Here is a 15,498-nt window from a genome sequence, read left to right on the forward strand (position 1 = left end):
GATCCGGTTTCATTCAACGCTTGGGAAAACCCAGCGCGACACGGTCGCGCCCGTCCTGCTTGGCCAGGTACAGGGCCTGGTCCGCGCGGCTCAACGTCTCCGAAAAAGTCTCTCCCAACTGGTGGTAGGCCATGCCTATGCTGATGGTCAGCCGCAGCATGCCGCCGCCGGCGGCGATGCTCAAGGCCCGCACCGCGCCGACCAGCCGGTCCATGACGCGCTGGGCCGCCTCGGCCTGGGTGTTGGGCAGCAGCACCAGGAACTCCTCGCCGCCCCAGCGGCCGCACAGGTCGTATTCGCGCAGGTTCTTGCACAGCACCCCGGCCAGCTCGACCAGCGCGCGGTCGCCGGTTTCGTGGCCGTAGCGGTCGTTGACCGACTTGAAGTGGTCCACGTCCAGCATCGCCACCACGAAGCTCTCGCCGCCGCGCGACGCGCGCTGCACCTCCTGCTTGATCATGTCCATCAGCGCGCGCCGGTTCAGCAGGCCCGTCAGCGGATCGCGGTTGGAGGTCTCCAGGAGCGCGACGTTGAGGTCGCGCATCATGCTCTGGTAGTGATCGGAGATCCGCGCGATGCGGGTGAGCCTGCGCAACTGCCGGTCGAAGCGGTCGCACAGGCCCAGTTCGCGCTCGTGCGCCATGCTCTGGTAGGCGTCGGACAGCTGCGTCACGCGCTCGATGCGCGCCATCTGCTCGGCCGTATGCCGCCACAGCGCCTCCAACGCCTCGCGCAGCGGATGGCCCGCGTAGGCGGGGTCGGCCAGCAGCTCGGCGATATGTTGGTCCAGCAGGGCGGCGTTGGGTTTCATTGGCGGCCGACGACGGAAAAGGGAAAGGTGCAGTCTTCCTTGAATTCTTCGGCCAGCTCACCCACGCGTTCGTTGCGCATGTCGTAATACCAGGTCACGCTGACCTCGCGGCCCTTGCCGTGCGCCGCCTCCAGCAGGTCGAAGATGTCCATGACGGACTTGATGCTGCTGGTGTTCAGGTACAGCAGCTCCAGCTCCAGCTTCAGCGGCGCCGTGCCGCCTTGCAGGTAGGCCTCGACCCATTCGATGACCGGGCCGAACAGCTCGAAGGAATTCTCGGGATAGGAGTCGCCGCGCATCGACAGCACGCCGGCGGCGGCATCCGTATCGATGGCGGGCGTGGACTGGGTCCCGGGAATGTTGAGGTCTTTCATGCGTTACTCCGAAAATATGGCTGGGGCGCTCGCGCTTTCAAATCACGACGCTCAGGCTGAAGAAGGCCTGCCCCACGTCCGCGGCGGGCGTCAGGCTGGCTTGCAGCGGCGCGCCCGCGCGGCGGGCGATGTCGATCAGTCCCAGCCCCGCGCCCGAGGCGACGCCCTGGGCGCGCGGCTTGTGCAGCTGCTGCTTGTATTCGGCCTTCAGCGCCGGCTTGTCCAGCGCCGCCAGTTCCTGGATGCGCGCGACCAGCTGCTGGCCGTCCTCGTCCCTGACCAGGTTGCCGGCCGACACCACGTAGCGGCTGTCGTCGCGCCGGCCGATCACGACGGTGGCCGACGCATCGCCGTCGCCGCGCAGGGCGGCGTACTGGCGGATGTTCTGGATCATCTCGATGTAGACCGAGAACACGTCCATGGCCTCGGCCGGCCGGGCGTGCTCGGCGTTCAGGTAGTTCTTGAGCGCATTGCCGATTTCTTCGATCAGGCTGCGGGAAATCGGTCCGTTGAAGCACAGCAAGGTGCGATTCTGGTTGAATCGTTCGCCCAATGCGTAGAGATCGGAGGCATTCATGAGGGTTACGCCCTGATTACGATTATTCGAAACGGAACGACAGCAAGGTGATGTCGTCCCGCTGCGGCAGTCCGCCCTGGTACTCGGCCAGCGCCTGGGTGAAGGCGGCCGCCTGTTCGCTCAACGGCAGGCGCGCATGCCGCTTGAGCATGGCGGCGAAGCGCGTGTTGCCGAAACCGAAGCCATGCTCGCCTCCGGCCTGGTCCAGGAACCCGTCCGTGGCGAGGTAATAGGTCCAGCCGGGCTCCAGTTTCAATTCGACGTTCTCGTAGACGGCGCTGCGCTTGTCGCCCAGCGCGCGCCTACCGCCGGGCACTTCCTGCAGCGCCTCGCCGTTGCTTGCGTACAGGCTGATCTTGGCGCCCGCGTAGCGCAGCCGGCCAGCGTGGCGGTCAATATATACCAGCCCGGCATCGGTATTGGTGGCCAGCGCCCGCGGCAGTTGCGCGTCCGCAAGCATGGCGCGGATCGCGCCGTCGGTGCGGCCCAGGATGGCCGCCGGATCGGCCGGTCCGGCCTCGGTGATGGCCAGGTCGATGGCCGCGCGCGCCAGCATGGTCATCAGCGCGCCGGGCACGCCGTGGCCGGCGCAGTCCATGATGCCCAGCAGGCAGTTGGCGCCGTCGGAGCGGAACACGTAGAAGTCGCCGCCGACCACGTCGCGCGGCTTCCAAAGCACGAAATGGTGCGCGCCCAGCGACTGCGTCATCTGGCGGTCCGGCAGGATGGCGCGCTGGATCAGGCTGGCGTAGTCGATGGAGTCGTCGATCTTCTTGTGGGCCGCGGCCATGGCGCGGTTGGCGTCCTCCAGCTCGGAGGTGCGTTCGCGCACCTTGGTCTCCAGCTCGGCCGTGTGCTGGCGCACCTTGTCGGCCATCACGCCGAAGGCGCGGCTGAGGTCGCCGATCTCGTCCTGCCCGCCCGGCGGCAGGCGCACGTCGTAGCTGCCGTCGGCGATGGCCCGCGCCGACTGCTGCAGGCGGCGCAGCGGGCGCAGCATCAGCCGCTCGATGGCGTAGCCGAAGCACAGCAGCATGGCCGCGAACAGCACCACCAGGCCGATCGCCGCCGGCCATACCCAGTCCGTGTTCAGCACGCGCGCCGCGCCCAGGTCCACCATGGTCAGCACGTGCCAGTGCAGTTCCGGCATGTAGGCCACCGACACCAGCTGGCGCACGCCGCCCATCGTCACCCAGGCCGACTGCACCGACTGCGGATCGGCCTGGGCGGCCTGCATGGCCGCGGCCAGCCGCTCGCGCCCGCCCTTGCCGTCGATCAGGTTGAACACCTTGCCGCGGCCCTGGTCGGCGCCGCCGGCGCCCGAGTTGTAGGCGATCAGCGAGGCGTCCATGTGCGCCTGGATCGCGCCGTCGGCATCGACGATGATGGGCGTGACGCCGGGCTGGCCGCTGTGCACGAACTCGCGCAGGAAGCCGCCGACGTCCAGCGCCGAGCCGGTCAGGCCCATGACCCGGTCGCCGTCGTGCACTTGCACGTTGATCCACACCTTGGTGGTCTGCAGCTTCAGGTCCGGGTTGACGTTGATGTTGTATTTGGCTGGCGACTTCAGCGTCAGGTAGAACCAGCCGTCGTCGGCCGCGGTCTGGCTGAGCGTGTAGCGCGGCGTCTCGGACAGCGGCTGGTCGTCGTTGAAGTAGTAATTGCCGGAAGCGGCGCTGGCGATGAAATAGGCCCGGCCCAGCAGGTCGCGGCGGTAGCCGTCGGCTTCGCGGAAGAACAGTTCGCGCGCGGCCGGATCGCTTTCGTGGCGCAGCCAGCGGCGCGTCACTTCGCTGTCGGCCAGCCGCAGCGACAGCGCCAGCTCGCGCGAGATCGGGGCCAGCACGCGCTGGCGGCTCAACTGCGTGAAATTATCGGCGTAGGCCCGTCCGAAGTATTCCCGGACCCCGTCCAGCACCTGCCAGCCGATCAAGGCCGCCGGCGCCAGCGCGACCACACAGGCCAGCAACAGCGCCATCAACGATTTTTTGCGCAAACCCCATTTCGCCATGCGAAGTCTTCCTGACAGCTCGAATAAGACGCGATGTGCGTAAAAAGGGGACGCGAGCTTTGCCGCAGCCAAAAAACGGCCATTTGCCGCGCGATCGCCCCGCCTTCCGGTTGCGGGCGCACCACGCGGCTTGCCCGGCGCGACAAGTGTAGATAACAGTAGATGTAAATGAAACAGTCGAAAACGAGTGTAAGCATTCACGGCGGAGGAAGTTTCAAATTTGCAATATAAATACTGATTTATTGCAATTTATATCAATCCAAATCCGCCGGGCATCATGCCACTGCAGCTTTCCCGCTACACGCCCAGATAGCGCTCCCACAGCCCGCGGTCGGCGTCCAGGGCTTGTGAGTCGCCGGTCCACACCACCTTGCCGCGCTCCAGGATCACGTGGCGGTCGGCCAGGCTCAGCAGTCTTTCGACATATTTGTCGATGACCAGGATGGTCTGCCCCGCCTGGCGCAGCCGCGCCAGGCAGTTCCAGATCTCCTCGCGGATCTTGGGCGCCAGGCCTTCGGTGGCCTCGTCCAGGATCAGCAGCCGGGGATTGGTCACCAGCGCCCGCCCGATGGCCAGCATCTGCTGCTCGCCGCCGGAGAGCTGGTTGCCCATGTTGCGCGCGCGCTCCTGCAGGCGCGGAAACAGCTCGAATACGCGCTCGGGCGTCCAGGGCTCGCCGATGTCGGGGTTGCGCCCGGCCGTGAAGGCGGTCAGGTGCTCGCGCACGGTCAGGTTGGGAAAGCACTGGCGCCCTTCCGGCACGATGGCCATGCCGGTCCGCGCGATGCGGTCCGGGCTCCAGCCGCTGATGTCCTGCCCGGCGAAATGGATGCTGCCGCCACGCAGCGGCAGCTGGCCGAACAGGGTGCGCAGCAGCGTGGTCTTGCCCATGCCGTTGCGGCCCAGCAGCGTCACCACCTGGCCGGCGCCGATCTGCAGGTCCACGCCGAACAGCACCTGGCTGGCGCCGTAGCCGCTTTTGGCCGCTTCGATGGTCAGCATCACACGGTCTCCTCGTCGCCCAGGTAGGCTTGGCGCACCTCGGGATTGGCGCGGATTTCGTCCGGCGCGCCGGTCGCGATGACGCGGCCATACACCAGCACCGACAGGCGGTCGGCCAGGCGGAACACCGCCTGCATATCGTGTTCGACCAGCAGCATGGCGGCGCGCCCGCGCAGGGATTCGATCAGTTCGGTCAGGCGCACGGTCTCGTCCGGCCCCATGCCGGCCATGGGCTCGTCCAGCAGCAGCACGCTCGGCCTTGCGGCCAGCGCCAGCGCGAACTCGACCTTGCGCTGTTCGCCGTGCGGCAGCGTGCCGGCCGGGCGCGCCAGCAGGCTGGCGTCGATGGCGCACTCGCGCGCCAGTTCGCGCGCCTGCTCGTACAGCGCGGCCTCGGCCGCGCGCGCCTTCCAGAAGCGGAAGCTGGAGCCCGCGTGCGCCTGCACCGCCAGCACCAGGTTGTCCAGCACGCTGGACTGCTTGAAGATATTGGTGATCTGGTAGGAGCGCGACAGGCCGGCGGACACGCGCTGGTGCGCGTTCATGCCGGTGACGTCGCGCCCGCCCACGAGCAGCGTGCCCGAATCGGCCGCCAGCGTGCCCGACAGCAGATGGATCAGCGTGGACTTGCCGGCGCCGTTGGGCCCGATCAGGGCGTGGATCTCGCCGGGACGGAGCGTCAACGAGACGTTGTCGGTGGCCACCAGCGCGCCGAAGCGGCGCACCAGCGACGTGGCCTGCAGGGCCGGGGTTGCGGACGCGTTCATGATCCCACCTTGCCGGATTGCGCGGCGGCGCGGCCACCGAAGAGCGGGCCGAACAGGCCGACCAGGCCGCGCGGGGCGCCGAACACCACGCACAGCAGCAGCACGCCCAGCGGCAGGTGCCAGTATTCCGTCCACAGCCGCAGCACTTCCTCCAGGGTCAGCATCACCACCGCGCCCGCCACGCCGCCATAGCGCAGGCCGATGCCGCCGACCAGCACCATGATCAGCAGGTTGGCGGACTGGGTCCAGTGCATCAGGCTGGGCGAGATGAAAAGGTTGTGGTTGGCCAGCAGCGCGCCGGCCAGCCCGGCCACCGCGCCGCTGAGCGTGAAGGCGGTCAGCTTGAGGCGGTAGACCGGATAGCCCATGGACTCCATGCGCGATTCGTTCTCGCGTATGCCTTGCAGCGCCGTGCCGAAGCGCGAGGCCACCACGCGCCCGAACACCCACATGATCAGCGCGAACAGCGCCAGCACCAGGTAATAGAAACTGACGTCATTGGCCAGGTCGATGCCGGGCAGGCTGGAATAGCCCGGCAGGTTGAGGCCGTCCTCGCCGCCGTACTGGCGCAGCGAGATGAAGATGTAGAACAGCATCTGCGCGAAGGCCAGCGTGATCATGATGAAGTACACGCCGCGCGTGCGCAGCGAGATCGCGCCGGTGATGCAGGCCAGCACCGCGGCCAGCAGCATGGCGACGGGCCAGGCGACCAGCGCCGAGGTCACGCCCGACATGGCCAGGATGCCCACCGCGTAGGCGCCGGCGCCGAAGAACGCCGCGTGGCCCAGCGCCACCATGCCGCCATAGCCCAGGATCAGGTTCAGGCTGGTGGCGGCCAGGGCGTAGATCAGCACGCGCCGCACGAAGGAAATGTAGAAGTCCAGGCCCAGGGCCGGCGCGACCAGCGGGAACACCGCGAGCGCGGCCAGCAGGACCACGGTCCAGACGATCGATCTCATGCTCAACCCCGCGCCGGAAACAGGCCCGACGGCCGGAACACCAGCACCGCCGCCATCAATACGTAAATGGCGATGGCCGCCAGCGTCGGTCCGACGCTGGAAGCCACGGCCGGCGAAAAGACCTGGCGCAGCAGCATGGGCAGAAAGGCGCGCCCCGCCGTGTCGACCATGCCCACCAGCAGCGCGCCGACGAAGGCGCCGCGGATCGAGCCGATGCCGCCGATGACGATGCACACCAGCACCAGGATCAGGATTTCCTCGCCCATGCCCACCTGCACCGAGGTGATCGGACCCAGCAGCGCGCCGGCCACGGCGGCCAGCATGGCGCCCAGCGCGAACACGCCCAGGAACAGCAGCGGCACCCGCACGCCCATCAGCGTGGCCATCTGGCGGTTGGACGCGCCGGCGCGCACCAGGACGCCGGCGCGGGTGCGCGTGACGAACCAGTACAGGCCCGCGGCCGCGGCCACGCCGAACACGATGATCATCAGGCGGTAGGCCGGATACAGCAGGTCGGGCAGCAGCCGCACCGGCCCGGACAGGGCGGCCGGCATGTTCAGCATGACCGGGGCCGGGCCCCAGATCATCTTGACCAGGTCATTGGCGATGAGAATGACGGCATAGGTGCCCAGCACCTGGGCCAGGTGGTCGCGCAGCGCCAGGCGTCGGATGAGCACGAGTTCCAGCACCACGCCGACCAGGCCGGTGGCGACGGCCGCCACCAGGACGGCGGCGGTGAATGAACCCGTGCGCTGCATGGTCTCGGCCGCCACGTAGGCGCCGGCCATGTAGAGCGAGCCGTGAGCCAGATTCATGATGTCCATGATGCCGAACACCAGGGTCAGCCCGGCCGCGATCAAAAACAACATCAACCCAAACTGCAGACCGTTCAGCAATTGCTCGACGATCAGCGTAAACGTCATGAAATTTCCTCTGGAGAGCCCACCCCCGAAGCGCTGCGCGCTTCCCCCTCAAGGGGGCGTCGCGACGGACCGGCAAAGCCGGCTCCGTGCGACCCCGCACCGTACAACCGCAACGCCCTATAGCTTGCAGTCGCCCACGTACACGTCCTGGTACTTGTCGAACACCTTGCCCACCAGCTTGTTGGTGACGCGGCCGCTGCCGTCCTTCTCGACGACGCGCAGGTAATAGGCCTGGATCGGGTAGTGGTTCTTGCCGTAGGTGTAGCTGCCGCGCACCGAGGGATAGTCGGCCTTCTCCAGCGCCTTGATGATGGCGGCGCGGTCCGAGGCCTTGCCGCCGGCCTGCTTGACGGCGGCGTCCATGGCCATGATCACGTCGTAGGACTGGGCGGCGTAGACCGAGGGATAGCGGCCGTTGTATTCCTTGCGGAAGGCGTCGACGAAGGCCTTGTTCTGCGGCACGTCGAGGTCATGCGCCCATTGCGCGGTGTTGTACATGCCCAGCATGGGGTCGCCCACCGCCTGGATCACGTCCTCGTCGGCGGAAAAGCCCGGGCCGATCAGCTTGACGCTTTGCGACAGACCGGTCGAGACGAATTGCTTGACGAAGTTGATGCCCATGCCGCCGGGCAGGAAGATGTAGACGGCGTCGGGCTTGGCCGCGCGGATCTGCGCCAGTTCGGCGGCGTAGTCGATCTGGCCGAGCTTGGTGTAGACCTCGTCGCCCGGCGGCGTCTTGTAGCCGCGCTTGAAGCCGGCCAGCGCGTCCTTGCCCGCCGGGTAGTCGGGGGCCATGATGAACATCTTCTTGAAGCCGCGGTCCGCGGCGACCTTGCCGGCCGCCTCGTGGAAGGCGTCGTTCTGGTACGAGGTGCCGAACCAGTAGGCGTTGCACTGCGAGCCGGCGAACTGGCTGGGGCCGGGATTGTTCGACAGGTAGGGCACCTTGGCCGCGAACAGCGCCGGGCCCACGGCCAGCGCCACGTTCGAGCCGATGGGGCCGGTGAAGAAATCGATCTTTTCGCGCTGGATGTAGCGCGTGACCAGCTGGCGCGCCTGATCGGGGTTGCCGCCCATGTCGGTCTGCAGGAATTCGGCGGGCTGTCCGCCCAGCTTGCCGCCGAGCTGCTTGATGGCCAGGTTGAAACCATCGCGGGCTTCGGCGCCCAGGGCCGAGAACGGGCCGGAGATGTCGTTGGCGATGCCGACCTTGATGGTGTCGGCGCCGGCCAGCGCCGGCGCCAGGGCCGCGGCGGCCAGAAGGGAAGTGATCAAACGCATGGTGGTGTGCTCCGTGCGCGAGCCGCGCAGAGGTTGTTCTTCTTCAGGGTGCGATGCGAAAGACTTCTGTGCCCGGCCTGCCGGCGTTTTGCGCCGTCTCCGGGGCTACCCCGATCCCCCGTCGTTGCACGGGGGAAAGCTGGCGTGGTTCATAGTTTAGGTTTAAAGTATCCCCCAAAACAAGTCTAGGGTTTTTACCAACGGGTTCACGAACCGCGACCGCCATGGCCACCCTCTACCGCAATTATGACCGCGCCGCGCTGGACGTCCAGTACAACGCTCGCGCGACAGTACCCGACATCCAGCCCATACTCAAGCAATACGCCGAGGACAGCGCGCTGGCGCGGCGCACGCTGGACTGCGTGCTGGACGTGTCCTATGGCGAGCATGCCGACGAATCGCTGGACATCTTCCCGGCCGCCGGCGGCGCGCGCGGCGCGCCGGTGTTCGTATACATCCACGGCGGCTACTGGCGCCTGCTGTCCAAGAGCGATTCCAGCAACATGGCGCCGGCCTTCACCCGCGCCGGCGCGGTGGTGGTGGCGGTGAACTATTCGCTGGCGCCGGCCGTCACGCTCGACCGCATCGTGGACCAGAACCGGCGCGCGCTCGCCTGGGTCCACCGCCATATCGCCGAATACGGCGGCGACCCGGCGCGCATCCACATCTGCGGCAGTTCGGCCGGCGGGCATCTGGTGGGCGCGCTGCTGGCCGGCGGCTGGCATGCCGGCTACGAGGTCCCGCCCGACGTGATCCGCGGCGCGGCGCCGCTGTCGGGCCTGTTCGACCTGCGTCCGCTGGTGCACACCCATATCAATGAGTGGATGCGCATGAGCGAGGCCGACGCCATCCGCAACAGCCCCGCCCTGCAGCTGCCGCAAACGGGCTGCCCGCTGCTGGTGAGCTACGGCGAAACCGAGACCGACGAGTTCAAGCGCCAGTCCGACGACTATCTCGCCGCCTGGCGCGAACGCGGTTTCCCCGGCCGTTATGTGCCGATGCCCGGCACCAACCATTACGACATCGTGCTCAGTCTGAACGATCCCAACAGCCCGCTGACCCGCGCCATCTTCGAGCAGATGGGTCTGGCAACCGTCCGGTAATCCGCCATGATCAACGCCCCCGACCTGGAATCCCGCGCCGCGCCGGACGACCACCATGCGCTGCGCCTGTGGCTGCGCATGCTGACCTGCGCCAATCTCGTCGAAAGCGAGATCCGCAGCCGCCTGCGCACCGAGTTCGACACCACGCTGCCGCGCTTCGACCTGATGGCGCAGCTGCAGCGCGCGCCCAAGGGCATGAAGATGGGCGAGCTGTCGCGCCACATGATGGTCACCAACGGCAATATCACCGGCATCACGGACCAGCTCGAAAAAGAAGGGCTGGTGGTGCGCACCAAGGTCGAATCCGACCGCCGCAGCTCGCTCATCAAGCTGACGCCGCTGGGCAGGAAGAGCTTCGCGCGCATGGCGCGCGCCCATGAATCCTGGGTCAAGTCCATGTTCGGCGACCTGCCCGAGTCCACCCGCAATGCGCTGTTTCAGGCCTTGGGCGAACTCAAGTTGCAGGTGGTCGCCACCCGCTCGGCGGCGGCCAAGAACTGAGCCGATGGAGGGCCGCCGATAGGCGCATAATTGCCGCCATGATTCCGGTTTCCCTCCCTGGCGGTAATTTCTACGTGCTGATGGCGGTCTCGCTGGCCTGCCTGTCCACGCTGCTGACCTGGCTGGCCGTGCTGGCGACCACGCGCAGCGCGCGCCGCTGGCTGGGCGGCCATCGCCGCACCGGCGCCACGCTGCTGGCGCTGCTGGCCGTCATCGGCTCGATTTTTCCCTACCAGCAATTCAGTATCTGGTTCGCGGCCCAGCGCGACGCGCAGGCCGACGCCGGCCGCAAGACCGTGCTGGCCCAGGCCACGCGGCTGGCCGGCGTGGAGATGCCGGCCGGCACCGAGCTGCGCCTGGCCACGCCCGGCGACCTGGGCTCGTTCGACCGCGCCGTCTTTCCCGAGACGCAGCCGGCCTCGATCCTGGGCGTCAGCGCCACGCGCCTGTTCCGCTACCCGGCCAACGCCAGGCAGCCCGAGACGCTGTCGGCGGAGATCGCCCGGGACCAGGCGCTGGACGGCTGGCTGTGCGCGCACGGCCACCGCGTCGAGTTCGCGCTGCACGACGGCAATCCGCATTTCGCCAGCTGCCACCTGGCCATCGGCAACACCCTCGGCCAGCAGCCCGTGCCCCCGGGCGCCTGGCTCAAGGCGCTCGACGCCGCCGCGCCGAACTCGCCGCGCTGGCTGCTGCGCACCGAGGGCAGCGGCGCGCTGGAAGTCGCCGCCCTGCCGCTGCTCAAGGTCGACATGCAGCTCGACGGCCAGCGCCGCATGCTGGATTTCGAGGGCCTGCTGGCGCGCGAAACCGCGCTGGGCGACATGACCTATCCCGCCGGCACGCGGGTGCTGGCCGCGCGCGCCGGCCTGCCCGGCGCGCGGCCGGGCGACCTGCTGTTCTCCCCTTCGCGCGGGCGCTCGGCGCGGCGCGCCGGCGGCGAGGACGTGCCCGCCGGCCAATCGGTGCTGCAGGCGCCGGACGGCGCCGTGCGCAGCGTGCTCAGCAACCGGGAAGCGGGCGTTCTGGACGTTGCGGCGATGCGGATGGGGCCTTGATGGGGAGGTGTGGGCGGCTGGCGGCGCCTGATGGGTTTCGCGCGCTCGATATCGGGGTTCTTGCTCGAGGGGCCTCGCGCTGCGCCCATCCTACGAACCGACCGATGATCGTAGGATGGGTGCAGCGCGAGATCCTTTAAACAGGAACGCGACCATCGAGCGCGCGAAACCCATCGGGCGCCCCAAAGCGGTGGGATAATACAAAGCTTTCCCTCGTACGCCGCCTCGCCTGGCGGCGATTCCGTCCTGCTCATTCATGAGACGAAGTCATGGCCGTTAACCTGCAGATCCCCTCCGAGTCCGAAATTTTCCCTGTTGCCGGCGTAGAAATCGGCGTCGCCGAGGCTGGCATCCGCAAGGCCAACCGGCGCGACCTGACGGTGTTCCGCCTGGCCGAAGGCACCAGCGTCGCGGGCGTGTTCACGCGCAACCGCTTCTGCGCCGCCCCGGTGCAGGTCTGCCAGGCCCACCTGGCCGCCGGCGGCCCCATCAGCGCGCTGGTCATCAACACCGGCAACGCCAACGCCGGCACCGGCGCCGAAGGCCTCAAGAAAGCGCAGGACACCTGCGCCGCCCTGGGCCAGCTGCTGGGCGTGCCCGCCGCCCAGATCCTGCCGTTCTCCACCGGCGTCATCCTCGAACCGCTGCCGCTGGACCGCCTGGTCGCCGGCCTGCCCCGCGCCATCGCCGACCTCGGCCCGGACCACTGGTCCAGCGCCGCCCACGGCATCATGACGACCGACACGCTGCCGAAGATCTACTCGGCCCGCGTGCAGATCGAAGGCAAGACCGTCACCTTCACCGGCATCAGCAAGGGCGCCGGCATGATCCGCCCCAACATGGCCACCATGCTGAGCTTCCTGGCCACCGACGCCGGCATCGCCCAGCCGCTGCTGGCCAGGCTGGCCGGCGAGATCGCCGACGCCTCGTTCAACCGCATCACGGTCGACGGCGACACCTCCACCAATGACTCCTTCATCATCGCCGCCACCGGCAAGTCCGGCGTCGAGGTCCTCAGCGAGTCCGACGCCGCCTACGCGGCCGTGCGCGAGGCCCTGACCGCCGCCGCGCTGGACCTGGCCACCAAGATCGTGCGCGACGCCGAAGGCGCCACCAAGTTCATGACCATCCGCGTCGAAGAAGCCGGCAGCACCGAAGAGGCGCTGAAGGTGGCCTACGCGGTGGCGCACTCCCCGCTGGTCAAGACCGCCTTCTTCGCGTCGGACCCCAACCTGGGCCGCATCCTGGCCGCGGTGGGCTATGCCGGCATCGACGACCTGGACGTGTCCGGCATCCGCCTGTGGCTGGATGACGTGCTGGTGGCCAAGGACGGCGGCCGCAATCCCGACTACCAGGAGGCCGACGGCCAGCGCGTCATGAAGCAGGCCGAGATCCAGGTGCGCATCGCGCTGGGCCGCGGCCAGGTGAGCGACACGGTCTATACCTGCGATTTCTCGCACGAGTACGTGTCGATCAACGCCGACTACCGTTCCTGAACCCCGCACTTTCCGGACCGCAGCCGTGACCGCAAACGAGTTCTCGACCCTCATCCAGCGCGCCGAGCGCGTGCTGGCCCAGCTGGAAGCCTGGCTTCCCCCCGCCCCGCCCGAAATCGACTGGACCGCCCACGCGTTCCGCTGGCGCAAGCGCGGCTCGCGCGGCTGGCTGGACGCCGTGCGCCACGTGGCGCGCATCGACCTGGAAGACCTGCAGCACATCGAGCGCCAGAAGGCCATCATCGACCGCAACACCCAGCAGTTCATCGCCGGCAAGCCCGCCAACAACGTGCTCATGACGGGCGCGCGCGGCACCGGCAAGAGCTCGCTGGTCAAGGCCATGCTGGCCGCCTACGGCGAGCGCGGCCTGCGCCTGATCGAAGTGGACAAGTCCGACCTGGGCGACCTGGCCGACATCGTCGAACTGGTGGCCGCCCGGCCCGAACGCTTCATCGTGTTCTGCGACGACCTCTCCTTCGAGGAAGGCGAGGCCGGCTACAAGGCGCTGAAGTCGGTGCTGGACGGCTCGGTTTCGGCCTCGGGCGACAACGTGCTCATCTACGCCACCTCCAACCGGCGCCACCTGATGCCGGAATACATGAGCGAGAACCTGGCGGCCAAGCACCAGCCCGACGGCGAGATCCACCCCGGCGAGACGGTCGAGGAAAAGATCTCGCTGTCCGAGCGCTTCGGGCTGTGGCTGTCGTTCTACCCCTTCAAGCAGGACGACTACCTCGACATCGTCTACCACTGGCTGCGCGAACTGGGCTGTCCCGAAGCGCAGATCGAGCCCTCGCGCACCGAGGCCCTGCAGTGGACCATCGAACGCGGCTCGCGCTCGGGCCGCGTGGCCTATCAATTCGCGCGCGACTGGGCGGCCCGGCATGTCTGAAAAAATCGTCGACGTCGCCGCCGGCCTGATCCTGCGTCCGGACGGCAAACTGCTGCTGGGCCAGCGTCCCGAAGGCAAGCCCTGGGCCGGCTGGTGGGAACTGCCGGGCGGCAAGCTCGAACCCGGCGAGACCGTGCTCGAAGCCCTGGCCCGCGAGCTGCACGAAGAGATCGGCATCCGCGTCACGCAGTCGCGCCCCTGGGTCACCTACGTGCACGCCTATCCGCATACGACCGTGCGCCTGGCCTTCTGCCACGTCACGGGCTGGGAAGGCGAGCCGCGCGGCCTGGAGAACCAGCGCCTGGAATGGGTGGACCCGGCCGAGGCCGGCGCGGTCGGCGACCTGCTGCCCGCCACGCTGCCGCCGCTGCGCTGGCTGCAGCTGCCCACCGCTTACGCCATCAGCGGCATCGGCTCGCGCGCCGGCGTGCCCGCGTTTCTCGGCCGCCTGGAGGCGGCGCTGGCGCGCGGCGTGAAGCTGGTGCAGCTGCGCGAGCCGCAATGGCCGGACGGCGTGGGCGCCAGCTCGCTGCATGAGGTGCTGCAAAGCGTGCTCAAGCGCTGCCGCGCCGCCGGCGCGCGCGTGCTGGTCAACAGCGTGCATCCCGCGGCCTGGTGGAAGGAAGCCGACGGCGTGCACCTGCGCGCCGCCGACGCGGCTCGCCTGCACGCCCGCCCCGCCCTGCCCGCCGGCGCGCTGGTGGGCGTATCCGCCCACGACAACGCCGAAGTCGTGCATGCGCGCGAACTCGGCGCGGACTTCGCCGTGTTGGGGCCGGTCCTGGAAACCGCCTCGCATCCGGGCGCGCCCACGCTGGGCTGGGAAGGCTTCGTCGCCGGCAACCGCGACGCCGGCATCCCGGTCTTCGCGCTGGGCGGCCAGTCCGCCGCCACGCTGTCGGCGGCGCTGCGCCATGGCGCGCACGGCATCGCCGGGATACGCGGCCTGCTCTGATTCGCGTTCCAGAAACGCCGTGCGCGCGGCCGCGCCGCTCACTGCGTCAATCGATCCTGTAATCCATCCAGGACGCGACCATCTCCCGCAGGCCGCCGCCGTCCTCGAAAGACTCGCGCCCGCCCTCGGCCTTGTTGCGCCCCAGCTCCAGGATGTACATATAGTCGGCCACCTCCGCGCAGCGCCGCACGTTCTGGTCCACCAGCACCACCGTCATCCCCTCGTCGGCGAACCCGCGGATCAAGCCGTAGATCTCCTTGGAAATCTTGGGCGCCAGCATCGCCGTGGGCTCGTCCAGCAGGATCACCGAAGGCTCGATCAGCAGGGCCCGCCCGAATTCCACGAAACGCTGCTGACCGCCGCTCATGCTCGACACGGGATCGTTGCGCTTCTGCGCCAGGATCGGAAAGCGGTCATAGACCGAATCGATCCGCTGGCGCACCCGCGCCTTGTCGCGCCGGAACGGCCAGCAACCCAGCAGCAGGTTGTCGTGCACCGACAGGTCCCCGAACAGGCTGCGGTGCTGCGGCACGAACGCCACGCCGTGGCCGGCGCGTTCATGCGAGGGCTGCGCGCTGATGTCCTGTCCGCGCAGCACGATGCGGCCCGTGCGCGGCGGCAGAAAGCCGAACAGCGTCTTGAGCACCGTGGACTTGCCCGCGCCGTTGGGTCCGATCACGCCCGTGACCTTGCCCGCGCGCGCCTGCACGTTGATGCGGTTCAGGATCGTGATGTCGCCGTGATAGGCGACCGTCACGTCCTCCAGCGCGATGATAGGCGTGCTCATG

At 68.4% G+C, this 15,498-nt stretch carries 16 protein-coding genes; 6 read left to right on the top strand and 10 right to left on the bottom strand.

From position 1 onward, the window contains the following. Positions 1–13: 13 nt before the first annotated feature. The 9 genes from siaD to A6B37_RS20405 form a co-directional block, all read right to left on the bottom strand. Positions 14–811: a biofilm regulation diguanylate cyclase SiaD gene (gene siaD, locus A6B37_RS20365; RefSeq protein ID WP_111826765.1), complete on the bottom strand. Its 798-nt coding sequence runs from the start codon at positions 809–811 to the stop codon at positions 14–16. After that, a complete protein-coding gene (gene siaC / locus A6B37_RS20370; RefSeq protein WP_111826766.1) occupies positions 808–1,185 on the bottom strand; it encodes a biofilm regulation phosphoprotein SiaC in 378 nt (125 codons plus the stop codon). Before siaC ends, siaD begins: the two co-directional genes overlap by 4 nt. Positions 1,186–1,222: 37 nt before the next feature. Next, a complete protein-coding gene (gene siaB, locus A6B37_RS20375; protein WP_111826767.1) occupies positions 1,223–1,762 on the bottom strand; it encodes a biofilm regulation protein kinase SiaB in 540 nt (179 codons plus the stop codon). 22 nt (positions 1,763–1,784) lie between these two features. Continuing rightward, positions 1,785–3,773, bottom strand: a complete 1,989-nt coding sequence (siaA, locus tag A6B37_RS20380; RefSeq protein ID WP_210405813.1) for a biofilm regulation protein phosphatase SiaA — start codon at positions 3,771–3,773, stop codon at positions 1,785–1,787. Between the two features lie 297 nt (positions 3,774–4,070). Then, a complete protein-coding gene (locus tag A6B37_RS20385; protein WP_102775725.1) occupies positions 4,071–4,775 on the bottom strand; it encodes an ABC transporter ATP-binding protein in 705 nt (234 codons plus the stop codon). Beyond that, positions 4,775–5,542: an ABC transporter ATP-binding protein gene (locus A6B37_RS20390; RefSeq protein ID WP_102775724.1), complete on the bottom strand. Its 768-nt coding sequence runs from the start codon at positions 5,540–5,542 to the stop codon at positions 4,775–4,777. Before A6B37_RS20390 ends, A6B37_RS20385 begins: the two co-directional genes overlap by 1 nt. Beyond that, a complete protein-coding gene (locus A6B37_RS20395) occupies positions 5,539–6,501 on the bottom strand; it encodes a branched-chain amino acid ABC transporter permease (RefSeq protein WP_102775723.1) in 963 nt (320 codons plus the stop codon). Before A6B37_RS20395 ends, A6B37_RS20390 begins: the two co-directional genes overlap by 4 nt. Before the next feature lie 2 nt (positions 6,502–6,503). Further along, positions 6,504–7,424 carry a branched-chain amino acid ABC transporter permease gene (locus A6B37_RS20400; RefSeq protein WP_102775722.1) on the bottom strand — a complete coding sequence of 307 codons (921 nt, stop codon included), beginning with the start codon at positions 7,422–7,424 and terminating at the stop codon, positions 6,504–6,506. Positions 7,425–7,541: 117 nt separating this feature from the next. Further along, complete coding sequence (locus tag A6B37_RS20405) at positions 7,542–8,705, bottom strand: ABC transporter substrate-binding protein (RefSeq protein ID WP_111826769.1); 1,164 nt, start codon at positions 8,703–8,705, stop codon at positions 7,542–7,544. 224 nt (positions 8,706–8,929) lie between these two features. Here A6B37_RS20405 and A6B37_RS20410 point away from each other — a divergent pair, with 224 nt between their 5' ends. From A6B37_RS20410 to A6B37_RS20435, 6 genes are all read left to right on the top strand, one after another. Continuing rightward, the gene (locus A6B37_RS20410; protein ID WP_102775720.1) at positions 8,930–9,808 is read left to right on the top strand and encodes an alpha/beta hydrolase; all 879 of its coding nucleotides are present in this window, start codon (positions 8,930–8,932) and stop codon (positions 9,806–9,808) included. 6 nt (positions 9,809–9,814) lie between these two features. Next, a complete protein-coding gene (locus tag A6B37_RS20415; RefSeq protein ID WP_102775719.1) occupies positions 9,815–10,309 on the top strand; it encodes a MarR family transcriptional regulator in 495 nt (164 codons plus the stop codon). A gap of 38 nt (positions 10,310–10,347) precedes the next feature. After that, positions 10,348–11,367: a hypothetical protein gene (locus A6B37_RS20420; RefSeq protein WP_102775718.1), complete on the top strand. Its 1,020-nt coding sequence runs from the start codon at positions 10,348–10,350 to the stop codon at positions 11,365–11,367. A 269-nt stretch (positions 11,368–11,636) separates the two neighbouring features. Next, the gene (gene argJ, locus A6B37_RS20425; protein ID WP_102775717.1) at positions 11,637–12,863 is read left to right on the top strand and encodes a bifunctional glutamate N-acetyltransferase/amino-acid acetyltransferase ArgJ; all 1,227 of its coding nucleotides are present in this window, start codon (positions 11,637–11,639) and stop codon (positions 12,861–12,863) included. Between the two features lie 25 nt (positions 12,864–12,888). After that, entirely contained in the window at positions 12,889–13,755 is an 867-nt protein-coding gene (locus A6B37_RS20430; protein WP_102775716.1) for an ATP-binding protein, read from the top strand. After that, on the top strand, positions 13,748–14,710 hold the full coding sequence (locus A6B37_RS20435; RefSeq protein WP_102775715.1) for a Nudix family hydrolase: 963 nt from the start codon (positions 13,748–13,750) through the stop codon (positions 14,708–14,710). Before A6B37_RS20430 ends, A6B37_RS20435 begins: the two co-directional genes overlap by 8 nt. A gap of 46 nt (positions 14,711–14,756) precedes the next feature. Here the strand turns inward: A6B37_RS20435 and A6B37_RS20440 are convergent, their stop codons facing one another. Beyond that, on the bottom strand, positions 14,757–15,497 hold the full coding sequence (locus A6B37_RS20440) for an ABC transporter ATP-binding protein (protein ID WP_102775714.1): 741 nt from the start codon (positions 15,495–15,497) through the stop codon (positions 14,757–14,759). Position 15,498: the final 1 nt, after the last annotated feature.

The organism is Achromobacter sp. HZ01 (assembly GCF_003267925.1).
Lineage (GTDB): Bacteria > Pseudomonadota > Gammaproteobacteria > Burkholderiales > Burkholderiaceae_B > Achromobacter > Achromobacter pulmonis_A.